The following is an 18,441-nucleotide window of genomic DNA, read 5'->3' as shown; positions in this document are numbered from 1 at the left end:
CGCGGCGCGCTCACATGCGCCGCGCGACGAGACGCCCTGCCTCAGTGCTCCTCCAGCTCCATGTTGATCGCCAGCGAGCGGATTTCCTTGACCAGCACGTTGAACGACTCGGGCATGCCGGCGACCATCTCGTGCTCGCCGTCGACGATGTTCTTGTACATCTGGTTGCGGCCCTGCACGTCGTCGGACTTCACCGTCAGCATTTCCTGCAGGGTGTAGGCCGCGCCGTAGGCTTCCAGCGCCCAGACTTCCATCTCGCCGAACCGCTGACCGCCGAACTGCGCCTTGCCGCCCAGCGGCTGCTGGGTGACGAGCGAGTACGGACCGGTCGAGCGCGCGTGCATCTTGTCGTCGACCAGGTGGTTGAGCTTGAGCATGTGCATGTAGCCCACGGTCACCTCGCGCTCGAACGCTTCACCGGTGCGGCCGTCGAACAGGCGGGTCTGGCCGCTGGTCGGCAGGTCCGCCAGTTCCAGCATCGCCTTGATCTCCGACTCGGCGGCGCCGTCGAACACCGGGGTCGCCATCGGCACGCCGTCGGTCAGGTTGCCGGCCAGCGTCAGCAGCTCCTCATCGCTGAACTGCGACAGGTCGACGCGCTGTGCGGCCACCGACTTGTCGTGGTTGTAGATCTGGTCGAGGAACGCACGCAGCTCGTTGACCTTGGCCTGCGCGTCGAGCATCCGCTGGATCTTCTCGCCCAGGCCCTTGGCCGCCAGGCCCAGGTGCACTTCGAGGATCTGGCCGATGTTCATACGCGACGGCACGCCCAGCGGGTTCAACACGATGTCGACGGTGTTGCCGTTGGCCATGTAGGGCATGTCCTGCACCGGCACGATGGTCGACACGACACCCTTGTTGCCGTGACGGCCGGCCATCTTGTCGCCCGGCTGGATGCGACGCTTCACGGCCAGATAGACCTTGACCATCTTCAGCACGCCCGGTGCCAGATCGTCGCCCTGGGTGATCTTGCCGCGCTTGTCAGCGAACCGGCGCTCGAATTCCTTCTGGTGCGCGTCGATCTGCTTCTGCGCGCGCTCGATCGCGTCGGCCGCGTCCTCGTCCTTCATGCGGATCTGGAACCAGTCGGACTTCTTCAGGCCGTCGAGCACCAGCGAGGAGACCGTGTCGCCCTTCTTCAGGCCCGGACCGCCATTGGCGACCTTGCCCTGGATCTGCGAGCGCAGACGCGCGTAGATCGCCGACTCGAGGATGCGGAACTGGTCGTCGAAGTCCTTCTTGACGCGCTTGATCTCGGACTCTTCGATCTGCTTGGCGCGCTTGTCCTTCTCGATGCCGTCGCGGGTGAAGACCTGCACATCGATGACAGTGCCGTCCATGCCCGGGGGCACGCGCAGCGAGCTGTCCTTCACGTCGGAGGCCTTCTCACCGAAGATCGCGCGCAGCAGCTTCTCTTCCGGCGTCAGCTGGCTCTCGCCCTTCGGCGTGACCTTGCCGACCAGGATGTCGCCGGCGCGCACTTCGGCACCGATGTACACCACGCCGGACTCGTCGAGACGGTTGAGCGCGTTCTCCGACACGTTCGGGATGTCGGCGGAGATTTCCTCCGGCCCCAGCTTCGTGTCGCGAGCGACCGCGGTCAGCTCTTCGATGTGGATCGTCGTGTAGCGGTCTTCCTTGACGACGCGTTCCGACAGCAGGATCGAGTCTTCGAAGTTGTAGCCGTTCCAGGGCATGAACGCGACCAGCATGTTCTGGCCCAGGGCCAGCTCGCCGATGTCGGTCGAGGGACCGTCGGCCAGCACGTCGCCACGCGCGACCACGTCGCCCACGTTCACCAGCGGACGCTGGTTGATGCAGGTGTTCTGGTTGGAGCGCGTGTACTTGATCAGGTTGTAGATGTCGACGCCGGCATCGTGCTCGCCGGAGATCTCGTCCTCGTTGACCTTGACCACGACGCGACCGGCGTCGATCTGCTCGATCACGCCGCCGCGACGGGCGTTCACGGTCACGCCCGAGTCGCGCGCCACGGCGCGCTCGATGCCGGTCCCGACCAGCGGCTTCTGCGCACGCAGCGTCGGCACGGCCTGGCGCTGCATGTTGGCGCCCATCAGTGCGCGGTTGGCGTCGTCGTGCTCGAGGAACGGCACCAGCGCCGCTGCGACCGACACCGTCTGCATCGGCGAGACGTCCATGTAATGGATCTCGGCCGGCGGCTTGAGCAGCGACTCGCCCTGGAAGCGGCAGTCGACGAACTGCTGCGTCATCACGCCCTTCTCGTCCTGGACGGCGTTGGCCTGCGCGATGACGTAGTCGTTCTCTTCGATCGCCGACAGGTACTCGATCTCGTCGGTGACGCGGCTGTCGACGACCTTGCGGTACGGGGTCTCGAGGAAGCCGTACTTGTTGGTACGCGCGAACGTCGCCAGCGAGTTGATCAGGCCGATGTTCGGGCCTTCCGGCGTTTCGATGGTGCACACGCGGCCGTAATGGGTCGGATGCACGTCGCGCACTTCGAAGCCGGCGCGCTCGCGGGTCAGACCGCCCGGGCCCAGAGCCGAGACGCGACGCTTGTGCGTGACTTCCGACAGCGGGTTGTTCTGGTCCATGAACTGCGACAGCTGCGAGGAGCCGAAGAACTCCTTGACCGCGGCCGCGACCGGCTTGGCGTTGATCAGCTCCTGCGGGGTCAGGCCATCGGCCTCGGCCATCGTCAGGCGCTCGCGCACGGCGCGCTCGACGCGGACCAGGCCCACGCGGAACACGTTCTCGGCCATTTCACCGACCGAGCGCACACGGCGGTTGCCCAGGTGGTCGATGTCGTCGACCACGCCGCGACCGTTACGGATCTCGGTCAGCACGCGGATCACGTCGAGGATGTCGGACGTCTGGCCGTACTGCTCGCGCAGCTTGACCGAGTCCTCGTCCTTGCGCTCGGCGAAGTAGCGCGCGTCGTAGAGCACCGGCGCACCGGTGACTTCCTTGCGGCCCAGACGGCGGTTGAACTTCATCCGGCCCACGCCCGACAGGTCGTAGCGCTCGAAGGTGAAGAACAGGTTGTGGAACAGGTTCTGCGCGGCGTCCTTGGTCGGCGGCTCGCCGGGACGCATCATGCGGTAGATCTCGACCAGCGCGTCGAGCTGGGTCTTGGTCGAGTCGATGCGCAGGGTGTTGGACAGGTACGGACCGCGATCGAGGTCGTTGACCCAGATCGTGCCGATGGTCTCGATGCCGGCCTTGCGCAGCGCCTCGAGGGTCTCGAGCGAGATCTCGTCGTTGGCGGTGGCGACCAGCTCGCCGGTCGACGGATCAATGACGTCGTGCGACAGGATCTGCCCGACCAGGTAGTCGTCCGGCACTGCCAGCGCGGTGATGCCCGAGGCCTGGAGCTGCTTGACGTGGCGCGCGGTGATGCGCTTGCCGGCCTCGACGATGACCTTCTCGCCGTCGAGCAGGTCGAAGTTCAACGTCTCGCCGCGCAGACGCTCGGAGACCAGCTCCAGCTGCACACCCTCGCCTTCGGGCAGGATGTGGTAGCTGTTGATCTCGAAGAACTCGTTGAGCATTTCTTCGTTGTTGTAGCCGAGCGCGCGCAGCAGCACCGACACCGGCAGCTTGCGGCGGCGGTCGATACGGGTGAACAGCGCGTCCTTCGGGTCGAACTCGAAGTCCAGCCACGAGCCGCGGTAGGGAATGATGCGGGCCGAGTACAGCAGCTTGCCCGAGCTGTGGGTCTTGCCGCGGTCGTGGTCGAAGAACACGCCCGGCGAGCGGTGCAGCTGCGAGACGATGACGCGCTCGGTGCCGTTGATGATGAAGGTGCCGTTGTCGGTCATGAGCGGAATCTCGCCCATGTAGACCTCCTGCTCCTTCACGTACTTGATGGCCTTGCTCGACGACTCGCGGTCGTAGATCACCAGGCGCACGGTCACGCGCAGCGGGGCGCCGTAGCTCAGGCCACGGTTGCGACATTCACGCTCGTCGAACCCCGGTTCCCCGAGCTTGTAGCCGACGTACTCCAGCGCGGCATAGCCGTTGTAGCTGACGATCGGGAACACGGATTTGAGTGCGGCATGCAGGCCGCGGTCCTCGCGCTTGGCGGGGTCGCGGTCGGCCTGCAGGAACTCGCGATAGGAGTCGACCTGGATGGCCAGCAGGAACGGCACCTCGAGAATCTGCCGGCGCTTGCCGAAGTTCTTGCGGATGCGCTTCTTCTCGGTGAACGAGTAGTTCGCCTGGTGCGGGGTCGACTGGAGCTGGGACGTCGTCATGGGGAGTACGCCTCGATGGATCGGTGGACCGACTGGCGATCCGGGAACATGAGTTGCCACTGGGTAGTCGCTGGTATTGCCGGCACCAGCACGCCTTCTCCCGCTACTACCCACTGACAACTGCGTCGTTGTCTGTTCAGGCCGTCCGGTTTCCGGAACGACCAAGGGCCGGGAGCTTTCGCCCCCGGCCCCGGCGCATCGTCAGCATGTGCTGCGATGCCATGGTGCCGCTTACTTGATCTCGACGGTCGCGCCAGCGGCTTCGAGATCCTTCTTGATCTTCTCGGCTTCTTCCTTGGTCGCGCCTTCCTTGATCTCCTTCGGCGCGCCTTCGACCAGATCCTTGGCTTCCTTCAGGCCCAGGCCGGTGATGGCGCGGACGACCTTGATCGACTCGACCTTCTTGTCGCCGGCAGCCTTCAGGATGACGGTGAACTCGGTCTGCTCTTCGGCAGCGGCGGCCGGGCCGGCAGCGGCGGCAGCGGCGGCGACCGGGGCGGCAGCGGAGACGCCGAACTTCTCTTCGATGGCCTTGACCAGCTCCATCACTTCCATCAGGGACTTCTCGGCGATGGCGTCGACGATCTGCTCAGTGGTAAGGGACATTGTGATTACCTTTGAAAAGTTTTCTGGGATTGGGTTCGTTGGACCAGCAGATCGGGCTTACGCCGTCGCTTCGGTCGCGCTTTCAGCAGCAGCTTCGGCCGGCGCGTCCTCGCCACCGCCTTGCTTGTCGCCGACGGCCTTGACGGCGCGGGCGAACATCGCGGCGGGCTCGGAGAGCACGCGGGCCAGCATGGACAGCGCCTGCTCGAGCGTCGGCAGCGACGCCAGCACGTCGACATGGCTGGCCGGATACAGCTGGCCTTCCACGACGACCAGCTTGGGCAGCAGCTTGTCGTTGGTCTTGGCGAATTCCTTGATCAGGCGACCGGCAGCGCCGGGCTCCTCGGTCGAGAACGCGTACAGCAGCGGGCCGGACAGCGAGTCCTTGGCGCACTCGTACTCGGTACCTTCCACGGCACGCGCGGCCAGGGTGTTCTTGACAACACGCAAGTACACACCGGTCTCACGAGCCTTCTTGCGCATCGCGGTCAGCTGACTGACCGAGGTGCCCAGGTACTCGACGGCGATCAGGGAGTGGGCGTTCGCGGCGACCTGTGCCAGCTCGGCGACAACTTCCTGCTTCTGGGACAGATTGAGAGCCATTCATCACTCCTCGTTGTGAACTCCGCTCACGGCTCCTGCCGCTTGCGGTCCTGAGCGGCCCCCGTCCCTGGGAGACCGGGGATGCGCGAAGCATCCCGGTGGTGGCCTTTCCCGCCTGGCTGGACGCATGTCGAACCAGAAAACTCCAGAAAGGGCATCACCATCTGCGCAGGCCCTTCGGTGCGGACACCTCGGGATTAAGCGCTCTCGATCCTCGGTGGCGGCGATTCCCTGCCAGTTGGACGCATCCGATGCCCGTCGCCACGTCGATCCAGACCGCGCCTGCGGTCTTTGACGGCGCCGCGCTGGACCAAAGGTCCGTCGCGATGCCCCAAAAGTGGCGTCGCCCCGCGGACGGGGCGACGCGCGATATCACCACTCGATCAGCGCGCGATGCTCAGCGTGGACTGGTCGACGATCACGCCCGGGCCCATCGTCGAGCTGAGCGAGATCTTCTGCAGGTACTGGCCCTTGGCGGTGGCCGGCTTGGCCTTGACCAGGTCGGCCAGCAGCGCCTGCAGGTTTTCCTTGAGCTTGTCGGCGTCGAAGTCGGCCTTGCCGATCGTGCAATGGATGATGCCGGCCTTGTCGGTGCGGTAGCGGACCTGGCCGCCCTTGGCGTTCTTGACCGCCTCACCCGGGTTCGGCGAGACCGTGCCGACCTTCGGGTTGGGCATCAGGCCGCGCGGGCCGAGCAGCGTGCCGAGCTTGCCGACGACGCGCATCGCATCCGGGGTGGCGATCACGACGTCGTAGTTGATGTCGCCGGCCTGCATCTTCTCGGCCAGGTCGTCCATGCCGACGGCGTCGGCACCGGCAGCCAGCGCCTCGTCGGCCTTGGCACCGGCCGGGGCGAACACCGCGACGCGGACGCTCTTGCCGGTGCCGGCAGGCAGCACGGTCGAGCCGCGGACCTGCTGGTCGGACTTGCGCGCATCGACGCCCAGGCGGACGGCGACGTCCACAGCCTCGGCGAACTTGGCGTTGCTGTTGTCCTTGACGATCTTCAGCGCGTCATCGATGCCGTAGCTCTTGCCCGGCTGCACCGCGGCCTGCAGCCGCTTCTGTCGCTTGGTCTGTGCCATGGTCTCAGCCCTCCACCGTCAGGCCCATCGAACGGGCCGAGCCCGCGATGGTGCGCACTGCTGCATCCAGATCCGCTGCGGTCAGATCCGGCTCCTTCGCCTTGGCGATGTCCTCGAGCTGGGCGCGCGTGACCTTGCCGACCTTCTCGGTATTGGGACGCTTGGAGCCCGAGCTCACGCCCGCCGCCTTCTTCAGCAGCACCGTGGCCGGCGTGCTCTTGGTGATGAAGGTGAACGTACGATCGGAGTACGCAGTGATGATGACCGGGGTCGGCAGACCCGGCTCGAGCTTGGAGGTCGCTGCGTTGAACGCCTTGCAGAACTCCATGATGTTCAGGCCACGCTGACCCAGCGCGGGACCGACCGGCGGCGAGGGGTTGGCCTGACCGGCCTTCACCTGCAGCTTGATGTAACCGACGACTTTCTTTGCCATTGTGTGCTCTCCGGGTGCGAACGCCTGGTGCTCAGGCTCCCCATCGGGCCGGGAAAATCACGTGTCCCGGCTTCACGTTGTCCATCCGCGACAAAGGCCGCCCATTCGGCGGCCTGTGCGCTTGCCCGGCTCGACCGGACAGTGAGCCGTGCACTATAGCAGGGTTTTGCGCGCTCGTCACATCCGGGCGCGACGGGGGTCAGGCCTTCTCGACCTGCCCGAATTCCAGCTCGACCGGGGTCGAACGGCCGAAGATCAACACGGCGACGCGCAGCCGGCTCTTCTCGTAATTGACTTCCTCGACGACGCCGTTGAAGTCGTTGAACGGGCCGTCGATGACGCGGACCATCTGGCCAGCTTCGAACAGCACCTTCGGACGCGGCTTCTCGACGCCTTCCTGAACGCGATCGAGGATCGCGGCAGCTTCTTCGTCGCGGATCGGCAGCGGGCGGTCGGCGGTGCCGCCGATGAAGCCCATCACCTTCGGGGTCTCCTTGACCAGGTGCCAGCTCTCGTTGTCCATGCGCGGGATGCCGCCCTCGTCTGAGGTCAGGATCTGCACCAGGACGTAGCCGGGGAAGAACTTGCGCTCGGAACGGCGTTTCTGGCCGGAGCGCATTTCGATCACTTCCTCGGTCGGCACCAGGACATCGCCGAAACGGTCTTGCATGCCGGTCCGCGCGATGCGATCGCGCAGCGCCTGCGCCACCGACTTCTCGAAGCCGGAATAGGCATGCACGACGTACCAGCGCTTGACGCCTTCGGTTTCCATCAGGTTCGTTACTCCGTCACTGCCGCAGGATGAGCTGAATGAGCCACTGGATGACCCGGTCGAAACCGGCCAGGATCAGGCTGATGAGGATCACCGCGACGATGACGATCCAGGTCAGGCGCATCGCCTCCTGGCGCGTCGGCCAGACCACCTTGCGCATCTCGAAACGGGTTTCCGAGAAGAATTCGCGGGTCTGATGGCCCTTGCCGGTGGTCAGGAAGATCGCCGCAGCGCCGACGACGCACAGACCGACGATGATGCTGCGCACCGGCGTGGCCATCTGCGCCTGGAACCAGTAGAAGGCGAACACGCCGGCCACGACCAGCAGCGCGGCGGCGGCGTACTTGGCGAAATCCGCGGAGGATGCGCCTTTCGAATGTTCCACTCTGCTGTTCAAGTCCCGGCGACTCATCGGTTGCGACTGCTCGTTTGGCAGGCCAGGCCGCGCTGCGCCAGGGCCCGTGCGGAAAAGTCTCCGCAAAAATGGCACGCCAGGAGGGACTCGAACCCCCAACCTGCGGTTTTGGAGACCGCTGCTCTGCCAATTGAGCTACTGGCGTGTGGCTGTTGAAACACGCCGCCCAGGATACTCCTTAGACGACGAAGGCGGACCGGGTTGCCGGCCCGCCTTTGAATCGTCACCCCCGCGAGGCGAAGAGTGATCCGGCTCCGCGCGCGAAAGCGCGCGGGCCGTGGGATTACTTGATGATCTTGGCCACCACGCCGGCGCCGACGGTCCGGCCGCCTTCGCGGATCGCGAAGCGCAGGCCCTCGTCCATCGCCACCGGGTTGATCAGCGTGACCACCATCTTCACGTTGTCGCCCGGCATCACCATCTCGGTGCCTTCCGGCAGCTCGACCGCACCGGTGATGTCGGTGGTGCGGAAGTAGAACTGCGGACGGTAGCCCTTGAAGAACGGCGTGTGACGGCCACCCTCATCCTTCGACAGCACGTAGACCTCGGCCTCGAAGTCGGTGTGCGGCTTGATCGAACCCGGCTTGGCCAGCACCTGGCCACGCTCGACGTCGTCACGCTTGGTGCCGCGCAGCAGCAGACCGGCGTTGTCGCCCGCCTGACCCTGGTCGAGCAGCTTGCGGAACATTTCCACGCCCGTGACGGTCGTCTTCTGCACCGGACGGATACCGACGATTTCGATTTCGTCGCCGACCTTGATGATGCCGCGCTCGATACGGCCCGTGACCACCGTGCCGCGACCCGAGATCGAGAACACGTCCTCGACCGGCATCAGGAACGCCTTGTCGATGTCGCGCTCCGGCTCCGGAATCCAGGTGTCCAGCGCGTCGACCAGCTTCAGGATCGCAGGCACGCCGATCTCCGACTGGTCGCCTTCCAGCGCCAGGCGCGCCGAACCCGAGATGATCGGGGTGTCGTCGCCCGGGAACTCGTACTTGCTCAGCAGCTCGCGCACTTCCATCTCGACCAGCTCGAGCAGCTCGGCGTCGTCCACCATGTCGGCCTTGTTCAGGAACACGACGATGTACGGCACGCCGACCTGACGCGACAGCAGGATGTGCTCGCGCGTCTGCGGCATCGGGCCGTCAGCGGCCGAGCACACCAGGATCGCGCCGTCCATCTGCGCCGCACCGGTGATCATGTTCTTGACGTAGTCCGCGTGGCCGGGGCAGTCGACGTGCGCGTAGTGGCGCGTCGGGCTCTCGTATTCCACGTGCGCGGTCGAGATCGTGATGCCGCGCGCCTTTTCTTCCGGCGCCGCGTCGATCGCGTCGTAGGCCTTGAACTCGCCGCCGAAACGCTCGGCGCCGATCTTCGTCAGCGCCGCTGTCAGCGTCGTCTTGCCATGGTCGACGTGACCGATCGTGCCGACATTGACGTGCGGCTTGGTGCGCTCGAACTTACCCTTTGCCATGGCTGCCTTGTCTCGCTGAACGTTTGTGAATTGACTGCCTTTATGAAGAGTCCGGCCATGGATGGCCGGGCTCTTCGCGGAAGGATCCGCATAGATGTGGTGCTCACGAAAGGAATCGAACCTTCGACCTCCTCCTTACCAAGGAGGTGCTCTACCGACTGAGCTACGTGAGCAACGATTTCAACCTCTGGATGCGGCCGGAGCCGTCAATGGAGCGGGAGACGGGGATCGAACCCGCACCATCAGCTTGGAAGGCTGAGGTTCTACCATTGAACTACTCCCGCACCGGGATCCAGCCTGCCGCACAACCTGTCGCACTGCTTGTTCGTTCCACCGGACCGCAAAATGGTGGAGGGAGGTGGATTCGAACCACCGAAGGCGTAAGCCAGCAGATTTACAGTCTGCCCCCGTTGGCCGCTTGGGTATCCCTCCGGCGATTCCGCGTTGCCGGTGAAAACAGCCCGCGATTTTGGGGCCAGTTTTCCTTCCTGTCAACGCCGCGATGCGGTGGAGCCAGGCTGCCCCGCCCCGGTACTTGCAGTACGCGATGGCGGGGCGCGCATAGTACCGGTCAACGCGCCGGCGCGCCATCCTCCTGGGCGACATCGTCGCGCCCGATCGCGACATGCGGCACACCATCGGCGCCGATCCAGCCCCGGTACATGCCCTCGGTGTTGAACGGCATGGCGATGTTGCCGTCGGCATCAAGCGCGATCGCGCCGCCATTGCCGCCCATCGCCGGGATGTCCCGGTCAATCACCGCAGCCGCCGCCTCCTCGATGCCCTCGCCCAGCAGCCCGACGCGGCTGCAGATCGCGTGCGCGGCGGCGCTGCGGATGTAGAACTCGCCCCAGCCGGTACCCGAGACCGCACATCGCGCATCGGCCCAGGTGCCGGCACCGATGATCGGCGCATCACCCACACGCCCCCAGCGCTTGTCGGTCATGCCACCGGTCGAGGTCGCCGCGGCCAGCGCACCACGCGTGTCGAGCGCGACCGCACCGACGGTCCCGAAATAACGCAGCGGGTCGTCGGCGACGACCGTCGCCGCGCCCTCGGCTGCCGCGCCCTCGGCGCGGGCTTTCTGCAGCTGCTGCCAACGCTTCTCGGTCCGGAACCAGGCCGGATCGATCAGTTCGACGCCCTGCGACTGGGCGAACGCTTCGGCGCCCTCGCCGATCAGCATCACGTGCGGGGAGTCCTCCATGACCCGGCGCGCGAGCTGGATCGGGTTGCGGATCCGGCGCACGCCCGCGACCGCACCGGCGGCGCGCGTGGCGCCGTCCATCAACGCAGCGTCGAGCTCGTTGTGACCCTCATGGGTGAACACTGCACCGCGACCGGCATTGAACGCCGGATCGTCCTCGAGCACCGTGACCGCTGCGACCACCGCATCGAGCGCCGGCCGCCCCTCGCGCAGCAGAGCGTGGCCGGTGCGCAGCGCCAGCGTCAGCGCCGCGCGCGCCGAGGCCTCTTCCTCGGGTGTGAGGTTGCCGCGCACGACCCCGGCGCCGCCGTGGATCGCCAGCACCGGGCCGGGGGCGACCTGATCGGCCGCCGCACGCGACGCGACGGCCGGAGATGAGGCGATGGCTGCGCTCGACAGCAGAACGCAGGCGGACAGGGCGAGTACGCGCATGGAAACTCCGGTGACGTGACGAAGCCTGGAGTGTAGGCGCTCCGCCCCACCGGGCCGCAGCACATTCGACCGGCGATGCGTCGCCCCCTCGCCCCCCGACACACGGCGTCGCGCCCCTGGTGCCAGAAACACGAAAGGCGCCCCGAAGGGCGCCTTTGGCGGAACGAAACCTCCAGTGGACTCAGATGGTGCCACGCACCCGCCAAGGCCCACCGGGTGCCGATCAGACGTTGAAGCGGAAGTGCATCACGTCGCCGTCCTTGACGATGTACTCCTTGCCTTCCAAGCGCCACTTGCCGGCCTCCTTGGCGCCCGATTCGCCGCCGTAGCGGATGAAGTCGTCATAGCCGACCACCTCGGCGCGGATGAAGCCCTTCTCGAAATCGGTATGAATGACCGCCGCGGCCTGCGGCGCAGTCGCGCCGATCTTCACCGTCCACGCGCGCACTTCCTTGACGCCAGCGGTGAAGTAGGTCTGCAGCGCCAGCAAGCCATAGGCGGCGCGGATCACCCGGTTCAGACCCGGCTCGTCGAGCCCAAGATCGGCCAGGAATGCGTCACGGTCGGCGTCGTCGAGCTGCGACAGCTCCTCTTCGATCGCCGCAGACACCGGCACGACCTCGGCCCCCTCGCCTGCAGCACGCGCGCGCACTGCGTCGAGGTGCGGATTGTGCTCGAAGCCGTCCTCGAGCACGTTGGCGATGTAGAGCACCGGCTTGGCGGTGAGCAGGAACAGGTCGCGGATCGCCGCACGGTCGTCGTCCGACAGCGCGAGCGAGCGCACCGGCCGGCCATCGGCCAGCCCCTTGTGCACGCGGCCGAGCACCTCGGCACGGACCTTCGCGTCCTTGTCGCCGGTCTTGGCCGACCGCTCAGCGCGCTGCAGCGCGCGCTCGACCGAATCGAGATCGGCCAGCGCCAGCTCGGTATCGATCGTCTCGATGTCGGCAATCGGATCGACCTTGTTGTTGACGTGGATGACGTCCGGGTTCTCGAAGCAGCGCACGACATGCGTGATCGCATCGACCTCGCGGATGTGCGACAGGAACTTATTGCCCAGGCCCTCGCCGCTGGCCGCGCCGGCAACCAGCCCGGCGATATCGACGAACTCGACCGCCGTCGGCAGGACCTTCTGCGGCTTGACGATCGTCGCCAGCGCGTTCAGGCGCAGGTCCGGCACCGGCACGATGCCGACGTTCGGCTCGATCGTGCAGAACGGGAAGTTGGCCGCAGCGATACCCGCCTTGGTCAGCGCATTGAAGAGAGTCGACTTGCCGACGTTCGGCAGGCCGACGATGCCGCATTTGATGCCCATGGCGCGTCCGTGATTCGTGATTCGTAATTCGTGATTGGGGATTCGAACACGCCGGCGCATGCCGCAACGAATCGCCAATCACCAATTACGGCTTCGCCGTATGCAGCCGCGTCATCGCGTCCATGAAATTGCCCGCCAGTGCGAGCGGCAGTGCATCGATCGCGTCGTCCACGGCGCGGCCGATCAGGATGTCGTCGTCGGCGCTCGGCCGGCCCAGCACCCAGGGCGTGACCTTGTCGCGGTGGCCGGGATGGCCGATACCGATACGCAGGCGATGGAATCGACCGTGACCCAACAGCCGCATCGTGTCGCGCAGGCCGTTCTGGCCGCCATGGCCGCCGTCGAACTTGAACCGGGCCACGCCAGGCGGCAGGTCCAGCTCGTCGTGGGCGATCAGCGTGCGCTCGGGGTCGATCTTCCAGAACCGCTGCGCGGCCAGCACCGACTTGCCACTGAGGTTCATGAAGGTCGCCGGCTTGAGCAGGCGCACGTCGTGCCCATCGATGCGCACCCGCGCGGTCTCGCCGAACAGCTTGGCATCGATGGCGAACGCCTCGCCAGCACGTGCGGCAAGCGCGTCGACGACGCGGAACCCGGCGTTGTGCCGGGTCCGCGCGTACTCGGGGCCGGGATTGCCCAGCCCCACGATCAATTGCAGACCGGTCGTCATCGCAATGCCGCCGGGACGCGCGCGCCAACAGGCGCGCACGCCCGCGACGGGATTACTCGTCCTTCGCGGCCTTGGTCGCCGGCACATCGGCCGACGCGCCCTCGCCCTCTTCAGGCTCGGCTTCGACGCGACCGTGCTTGGCGACGACGACGGCAACGTCGTGGTCGGGACCGAGCGCCAGTTCGGGAATCTCCACACCCTTGGGCAGCTTCAGCGCCGAGAGGTGGATGATGTCGCCGACCGCCAGATTGGCCAGGTCGACCTCGATCGAGGACGGCAGGTCCTTGGGCAGACAGGTCACGGTGACTTCGGTGAGCTCGTGCATCACGATCACGTCGGCCGCCTTGCCGGCCGGCGAGGTGTCCTCGTTGAGGAAGTGCAGCTGCACCGCCGTCTTGATCACCTCGTTGTCGTTCACGCGCTGGAAGTCCAGGTGCAGGATCTGCTGCTTGAACGGGTGACGCTGCATATCGCGCAGCAGCACCTTCTGGACGTCGCCGTTGAGGCTCAGGTCCAGGATCGATGCATAGAACCACTCGTGCTGGCTGGCGAGCCAGACATCGTTGTGGCTGAGCTTGATGCTCACCGGTGCGAGGTCGCCGCCGTAGACGACAGCAGGCACTTCACCGGCGTGACGGAGGCGGCGGCTCGCACCCTTCCCCTCGTCCTCGCGGCGCTGCACCTTGATTTCATGCGAAATGGCCATTGGATTCACTCTTGATGTTGCGATGATTCCGCCTCGCGGCGGTTGGATTGACTCTTCCGCGACCAGAAGAGCCGGTTGGGTTGGGATCAATCGACGTACAGCGAGCTGACCGACTCGCCGAACGCGATCCGGCGGATCGTCTCGGCGAGCAGTTCGGCGACGCTGAGCTGGCGGATGCGCGCGCAGTTGCGTGCAGCCTCCGACAGCGGAATGGTGTCGGTGACGACCATCTCGTCGAGTTGGGACTTGTTGATGTTGTCGATCGCAGCCCCCGACAGCACCGCGTGCGTGCAATAGGCAACCACCTTGATGGCCCCCTGGGCCTTGAGCGCGGCAGCGGCGGCGCACAGCGTGCCGGCGGTATCGACGATGTCGTCGACCAGCACGCAGGTCTTGCCTTGCACGTCGCCGATGATGTTCATCACCGTGGCGACGTTCGCGCGCGGACGGCGCTTGTCGATGATCGCCAGATCCGCATCGTCGAGCCGCTTGGCGATCGCGCGCGCGCGCACCACGCCACCGACGTCCGGGGACACGACGATCAGGTTGTCGGTGCCGTGCGCGCGCCAGATATCGGCCAGCAGCAACGGCGAGGCATAGACGTTGTCGACCGGGATGTCGAAGAAGCCCTGGATCTGGTCGGCGTGCAGATCCACCGTCAGCACGCGATCGGCGCCAGCGGCGGTGATGATGCGCGCGGCGACCTTGGCGGTGATCGGCACACGGCTCGAGCGCAGCCGGCGGTCCTGACGCGAATAGCCGAAGTACGGGATCACCGCAGTGACGCTCGACACCGATGCGCGCTTGAGCGCGTCGATCAGCACCAAGAGCTCCATCAGGTTCTCGGCAGACGGCGCGCAGGTGGGCTGCAGGACGAACACGTCCTGGCGACGCACGGTCTCCTCGATCTCGACCTGTACCTCGCCGTCGGAGAACGTGGACACCAGTGCCCGCCCCTGGCGCACACCCAGCTCGCGGCAGACGGACTTGGCGAGCGGGCGATTGGCGTTGCCCGAGAAGATCAGGAGATTGCGTTCTTCTTTCATGTCGGAGATTCCGCGTCGCTCTGACCGAGCGGATGGAAGGACCGTGCACGCACGCGCGCACGGGCATGGCAGGGGCGGCAGGATTCGAACCTGCGAATGCCGGGATCAAAACCCGGTGCCTTAACCACTTGGCGACGCCCCTATGGCGAACAGCATTGGATTTGAGAGCGGGGATTCGGCAAGCGCCGGACCACGCATCTTCAACCCTAATCCCGAATTCCTATTTCAAGTGCCTCGAGCAGCGGCGAGCGGGCGGCGCCGGCGACCACACGGGTCTGGACCCGCGATGCGACCTGCGCCTGGGCGGCCTCGGCGGATTCGCGGGTCGCGAATTCGACGAAGCAGCCGCTGCCCGTCCCGGTCAGGCGTGGCGTGCCGACCGCTGCGAGCGCAGCAAACACCACCTCGACGGCAGGTTCGCGGCGCCGCAGGACCGGCTCGAACGCGTTGCCGAGCGAAGCACCTGAAACGAAGTCGACCATTGTCGCGGGCTGGGCATTTCGCGTCAATTCAGGGGCCTGGAACAGGCCAGCGGTGTTCACGTGCACGCCGGGGTCGGCGAGCAGATACCAGGCCGGTTCGAGCGCCACCGGGCTGAGCGTTTCGCCCACGCCCTCGGCCCAGGCGTTGCGGCCGCGGACGAACACCGGCACATCGGCCCCTAGCGAAAGGCCCAGTGCGGCCAGCCGGTCCTCCCCCAGATCCGTGCCCCACAGGCGGTCGAGTACCCGCAGCACAGTAGCCGCATCCGACGACCCACCGCCGAGCCCGGCCCCGGTTGGAATCCGCTTTTCGACGGCGATCTCGGCACCTTGTCTACAATTGGCTGCCTTTTGAAGCAGGCGCGCCGCACGCACGACAAGATCATCGTCCTCCGCCAATCCGGGAACCGAGGGGCCAACCCGGCGGATCAGACCGTCGTCACGAAGCCGCAGGCGTACCGTATCGCCCCAGTCGAGCATCCGGAACACCGTCTGCAAGGCGTGGTAACCGTCCGCACGCCGGGCGGTGATCCTGAGGAACAGATTGAGCTTGGCCGGGGCCGGCCAACCGGACCAGCCGGCATCGTCCAGCGGCGTCACGGCGCGACAGGCGCTGCGGACGCAACGCCGGGAAGCGTCCAGGCATCGACCACCAGCCGCACCCGCGCCGTGCCGCGCGCGGCATTCACGCGAGTGGGCAGCGCCAGCGCGCCGTCGGTCTCGGGTTGCCACTCGAGATAATCGATCGTCCAGCCGTCCTGGCGCAGCCGCGCCAGGCGTCCCGCGGCGTCGTAGTCGACCTCGGCCTCGCCCGACAGTGCAGCGTCGGCGCGCGCGCCGGCCGCCCAGGCAGCCATCGCCGCGACCGGAATCTCGAACCCGGTGGTCTCCCACAGCAATTGCCCGACATCGGCGCTTTCGTGCGGGCCGCCGTCCAGGCCGTCGATCCGCGCGCCGTCCGGCCCGCCCTGCAGTTGCCAGCTCTGGCGCGTGACCGGCGCACTGAGCACGACCCGATAGCGCGCGCCCTGCTGCTGCCACTCGATGCGGCCGCTGCCGCCATCGCGACCGTTGGACATCGCGACGCGCCCGGTGAAGCCGAACTCGGACAGGGCGCGCACCGCCGCCTCACGCGCGGCGAGCCGGGCGTCGGCCGCCGCCCGCGCGTCGGCGTCGAGCCGCGCGACCTCCGCAGGCGGCCGGACCGGAACGCTGGTGCAGGCCGACAGCGCGACCATCGCCGCGAACATCACCATCCCACGCCAGCACCTCATGCGCCGGTGACCTCCAGCGCACGCAGCAGCGACCGGTTCTCCGGATCGATGGCGCGCGCCTCGTCGAAGTACTTGCGCGCCTCATCGCGGCGCCCCATCGCCCAGAGCACCTGGGCGATGTGCGCGGCGACTTCCGCGTCCTTCATCATCGAATAGGCCCGGCGCAACTCCACCAGCGCCTCGGCATTGCGGCCCAGGCGGTGCAGCACCCAGCCATAGCTGTCGACGATCGCGGCGTTGTCGGGCTCGGCCACGCGCGCGCGGTCGATCAGTTCCAGCGCCTCGGTATAGCGGGTGGTGCGATCGGCCAGCGTGTAACCCAGCGCATTGAGAGCAGCGACGTTTTCCGGCTCGGCGACCAGCAACCGGCGCAGGTCGGCCTCGGCGCGCGGAATGTCGTCGCGGCGCTCCCACATCAGCGCGCGTGCGTAGAGCAGCGCCGGGTCGTCGGGCATCGCCGACAGCCCGCGGTTGTAGGCGTCGAGCTCGGCCGGATCGTCGGCCGACTGGCGCAGCTCGGCCTCCAGCAGATAGGCGCTGCGGCGGAACTCGTCATCGGCGGTGCCGTCGGCCTGCAGCGCGCGCAAGCGCGCCCAGGCCTCGTCGTGGCGCCCCAGCTCGTGCAGCACCCGGGCGCCGCGCAGCCTGGCCTGGAAGCGCTCCTCGCCGCCCGGCACCGCGTCGTACCAGTCCAGCGCCTCGTCGTATTGCTCCAGGTACTCGGCCATCTGCCCCAGCAGCAGCCGCTGGGCAGGATTGGGCGCCAGCGCCACCGCCTTGACCTCCTCGTACAGCGCCGCCAGCCGCGCCTTGTCCTGGGCGCGGGCGAGCAGCGAGGCCCGCAGCACATAAGTGCGGCCATCCTGCGGACCTGCCGCCAACGTGGCTTCGGCGGCGTCGAGATCACCCATCGCCTCGTACTCGCCCGCGATCGCCAGACGCAGATCGGGCGCGGCCAGCGCCGCCTCGGCCATCGCCGCCAACGCCGCGCGGGCTTCGTCGGTGCGACCTGATTCGCGCAATTGACTGGCGCGCAGCAGCGCGACCCGCGGCTCGCCCGGGAAGCGCGCGACGATGTTGTCGAGCACGCGCTCGGTCAGGTCGGGACGATCGAGGCGCTGGGCCAGGCCACCGAAGGCCATCCACGCCTGCAACTCGTCGGGAATCGCGCCGTCGGCGACGATCCGCTCAAGCAGCCGCGCCGCCTGGCGCGGGTCCCGTCCGCCGCCCGACAGCACCGTGAAGGCATGCCGCCAGCCGGTCGGATCATCACTGCGCAACAGCGCTTCGAGCTGCCGCCGCGCGGCGCGATCGCGCCCGTTGCGCAACGACAGCGTCGCCTCCGCGGCCCGCATCGGCAGCGACTCGGGCGCGTTGCGACGCCACAGGTCCAGCGCCTGGCCCGCGCGACGGTCGTCGCCGGCAAGCAGCGCGATGCGGGTCGCCCGCTCGGCCAGCCCGGCATCGCCGTCCGAATGGCGGGCCGCGTCCAGATACCAGTTGGCGGCCTCGTCCAGACGCCCGGCCTGCACCGCGAATTCGCCGGCCAATGTGGCGCCGAGTACGTCGCGCCTGAGCGGGTCGGCAGCCTCGACCGCAGGCTGCGCCTGCGCCGCGCAGACGACGCCGAGCAACGGCACCAGCAGGGCCGCGCGCAATCGGGCGACCGGAATGGAATCGAAAACGGGC

At 67.1% G+C, this 18,441-nt stretch carries 16 protein-coding genes and 5 tRNA genes; all 21 read right to left on the bottom strand.

All coding sequences use genetic code 11. The features are described from left to right. Positions 1-41: 41 nt before the first annotated feature. The 21 genes from BEN78_11050 to BEN78_10950 all read right to left on the bottom strand — a co-directional run bounded on the left by BEN78_11050 (position 42) and on the right by BEN78_10950 (position 18,425). On the bottom strand, positions 42-4,232 hold the full coding sequence (locus BEN78_11050) for a DNA-directed RNA polymerase subunit beta (GenBank protein ID ASR43827.1): 4,191 nt from the start codon (positions 4,230-4,232) through the stop codon (positions 42-44). A gap of 231 nt (positions 4,233-4,463) precedes the next feature. Beyond that, entirely contained in the window at positions 4,464-4,838 is a 375-nt protein-coding gene (locus tag BEN78_11045; protein ASR43826.1) for a 50S ribosomal protein L7/L12, read from the bottom strand. A gap of 57 nt (positions 4,839-4,895) precedes the next feature. Further along, the gene (locus BEN78_11040) at positions 4,896-5,441 is read right to left on the bottom strand and encodes a 50S ribosomal protein L10 (protein ID ASR43825.1); all 546 of its coding nucleotides are present in this window, start codon (positions 5,439-5,441) and stop codon (positions 4,896-4,898) included. A 383-nt stretch (positions 5,442-5,824) separates the two neighbouring features. Next, positions 5,825-6,526: a 50S ribosomal protein L1 gene (locus BEN78_11035; GenBank protein ASR43824.1), complete on the bottom strand. Its 702-nt coding sequence runs from the start codon at positions 6,524-6,526 to the stop codon at positions 5,825-5,827. A 4-nt stretch (positions 6,527-6,530) separates the two neighbouring features. Continuing rightward, the gene (locus tag BEN78_11030) at positions 6,531-6,959 is read right to left on the bottom strand and encodes a 50S ribosomal protein L11 (GenBank protein ID ASR43823.1); all 429 of its coding nucleotides are present in this window, start codon (positions 6,957-6,959) and stop codon (positions 6,531-6,533) included. 199 nt (positions 6,960-7,158) lie between these two features. Continuing rightward, positions 7,159-7,731, bottom strand: a complete 573-nt coding sequence (gene nusG / locus BEN78_11025; GenBank protein ID ASR43822.1) for a transcription termination/antitermination protein NusG — start codon at positions 7,729-7,731, stop codon at positions 7,159-7,161. A 16-nt stretch (positions 7,732-7,747) separates the two neighbouring features. After that, complete coding sequence (locus tag BEN78_11020) at positions 7,748-8,128, bottom strand: preprotein translocase subunit SecE (protein ASR43821.1); 381 nt, start codon at positions 8,126-8,128, stop codon at positions 7,748-7,750. Positions 8,129-8,215: 87 nt separating this feature from the next. Then, a tRNA-Trp gene (locus BEN78_11015) sits at positions 8,216-8,291 on the bottom strand. A 138-nt stretch (positions 8,292-8,429) separates the two neighbouring features. Then, positions 8,430-9,620 carry a translation elongation factor Tu gene (locus BEN78_11010; protein ID ASR43820.1) on the bottom strand — a complete coding sequence of 397 codons (1,191 nt, stop codon included), beginning with the start codon at positions 9,618-9,620 and terminating at the stop codon, positions 8,430-8,432. A 97-nt stretch (positions 9,621-9,717) separates the two neighbouring features. After that, positions 9,718-9,793, bottom strand: a tRNA-Thr gene (locus tag BEN78_11005). A gap of 37 nt (positions 9,794-9,830) precedes the next feature. Beyond that, positions 9,831-9,904, bottom strand: a tRNA-Gly gene (locus BEN78_11000). A 62-nt stretch (positions 9,905-9,966) separates the two neighbouring features. Next, a tRNA-Tyr gene (locus tag BEN78_10995) sits at positions 9,967-10,052 on the bottom strand. Between the two features lie 139 nt (positions 10,053-10,191). Then, positions 10,192-11,259, bottom strand: a complete 1,068-nt coding sequence (locus BEN78_10990; GenBank protein ASR43819.1) for an asparaginase — start codon at positions 11,257-11,259, stop codon at positions 10,192-10,194. 223 nt (positions 11,260-11,482) lie between these two features. Further along, the gene (locus tag BEN78_10985) at positions 11,483-12,574 is read right to left on the bottom strand and encodes a redox-regulated ATPase YchF (protein ID ASR43818.1); all 1,092 of its coding nucleotides are present in this window, start codon (positions 12,572-12,574) and stop codon (positions 11,483-11,485) included. A gap of 85 nt (positions 12,575-12,659) precedes the next feature. Next, the gene (locus BEN78_10980) at positions 12,660-13,244 is read right to left on the bottom strand and encodes an aminoacyl-tRNA hydrolase (GenBank protein ASR45089.1); all 585 of its coding nucleotides are present in this window, start codon (positions 13,242-13,244) and stop codon (positions 12,660-12,662) included. 52 nt (positions 13,245-13,296) lie between these two features. Beyond that, complete coding sequence (locus BEN78_10975) at positions 13,297-13,950, bottom strand: 50S ribosomal protein L25/general stress protein Ctc (GenBank protein ASR43817.1); 654 nt, start codon at positions 13,948-13,950, stop codon at positions 13,297-13,299. Positions 13,951-14,036: 86 nt separating this feature from the next. Beyond that, a complete protein-coding gene (locus BEN78_10970) occupies positions 14,037-14,996 on the bottom strand; it encodes a ribose-phosphate pyrophosphokinase (GenBank protein ASR43816.1) in 960 nt (319 codons plus the stop codon). Between the two features lie 66 nt (positions 14,997-15,062). Continuing rightward, positions 15,063-15,138: transfer RNA gene (locus BEN78_10965), tRNA-Gln, on the bottom strand. Between the two features lie 64 nt (positions 15,139-15,202). After that, positions 15,203-16,078 (bottom strand): 4-(cytidine 5'-diphospho)-2-C-methyl-D-erythritol kinase, encoded by an 876-nt coding sequence (locus tag BEN78_10960; protein ASR43815.1) that lies wholly within the window; start codon positions 16,076-16,078, stop codon positions 15,203-15,205. After that, complete coding sequence (locus tag BEN78_10955) at positions 16,075-16,752, bottom strand: outer membrane lipoprotein LolB (protein ASR43814.1); 678 nt, start codon at positions 16,750-16,752, stop codon at positions 16,075-16,077. The genes BEN78_10960 and BEN78_10955 overlap by 4 nt, the downstream gene beginning before the upstream one ends. Then, a complete protein-coding gene (locus BEN78_10950; GenBank protein ID ASR45088.1) occupies positions 16,749-18,425 on the bottom strand; it encodes a hypothetical protein in 1,677 nt (558 codons plus the stop codon). The genes BEN78_10955 and BEN78_10950 overlap by 4 nt, the downstream gene beginning before the upstream one ends. Positions 18,426-18,441 lie beyond the last annotated feature (16 nt).

It is taken from the genome of Xanthomonas citri pv. mangiferaeindicae (assembly GCA_002240395.1).
GTDB lineage: Bacteria > Pseudomonadota > Gammaproteobacteria > Xanthomonadales > Xanthomonadaceae > Luteimonas > Luteimonas citri_A.
Note: the sequence above shows the minus strand (reverse complement) of the source record. Positions and strands in the feature narration are given on the sequence as shown.

Coding starts and splice junctions, on each gene's coding strand:
- BEN78_11050 (ASR43827.1), bottom strand. CDS start 4,232: ATGACGACGTCCCAGCTCCAGTCGACCCCGCACCAGGCGAACTACTCG.
- BEN78_11045 (ASR43826.1), bottom strand. CDS start 4,838: ATGTCCCTTACCACTGAGCAGATCGTCGACGCCATCGCCGAGAAGTCC.
- BEN78_11040 (ASR43825.1), bottom strand. CDS start 5,441: ATGGCTCTCAATCTGTCCCAGAAGCAGGAAGTTGTCGCCGAGCTGGCA.
- BEN78_11035 (ASR43824.1), bottom strand. CDS start 6,526: ATGGCACAGACCAAGCGACAGAAGCGGCTGCAGGCCGCGGTGCAGCCG.
- BEN78_11030 (ASR43823.1), bottom strand. CDS start 6,959: ATGGCAAAGAAAGTCGTCGGTTACATCAAGCTGCAGGTGAAGGCCGGT.
- nusG (ASR43822.1), bottom strand. CDS start 7,731: ATGGAAACCGAAGGCGTCAAGCGCTGGTACGTCGTGCATGCCTATTCC.
- BEN78_11010 (ASR43820.1), bottom strand. CDS start 9,620: ATGGCAAAGGGTAAGTTCGAGCGCACCAAGCCGCACGTCAATGTCGGC.
- BEN78_10990 (ASR43819.1), bottom strand. CDS start 11,259: ATGCGCGTACTCGCCCTGTCCGCCTGCGTTCTGCTGTCGAGCGCAGCC.
- BEN78_10985 (ASR43818.1), bottom strand. CDS start 12,574: ATGGGCATCAAATGCGGCATCGTCGGCCTGCCGAACGTCGGCAAGTCG.
- BEN78_10980 (ASR45089.1), bottom strand. CDS start 13,244: ATGACGACCGGTCTGCAATTGATCGTGGGGCTGGGCAATCCCGGCCCC.
- BEN78_10975 (ASR43817.1), bottom strand. CDS start 13,950: ATGGCCATTTCGCATGAAATCAAGGTGCAGCGCCGCGAGGACGAGGGG.
- BEN78_10970 (ASR43816.1), bottom strand. CDS start 14,996: ATGAAAGAAGAACGCAATCTCCTGATCTTCTCGGGCAACGCCAATCGC.
- BEN78_10955 (ASR43814.1), bottom strand. CDS start 16,752: ATGAGGTGCTGGCGTGGGATGGTGATGTTCGCGGCGATGGTCGCGCTG.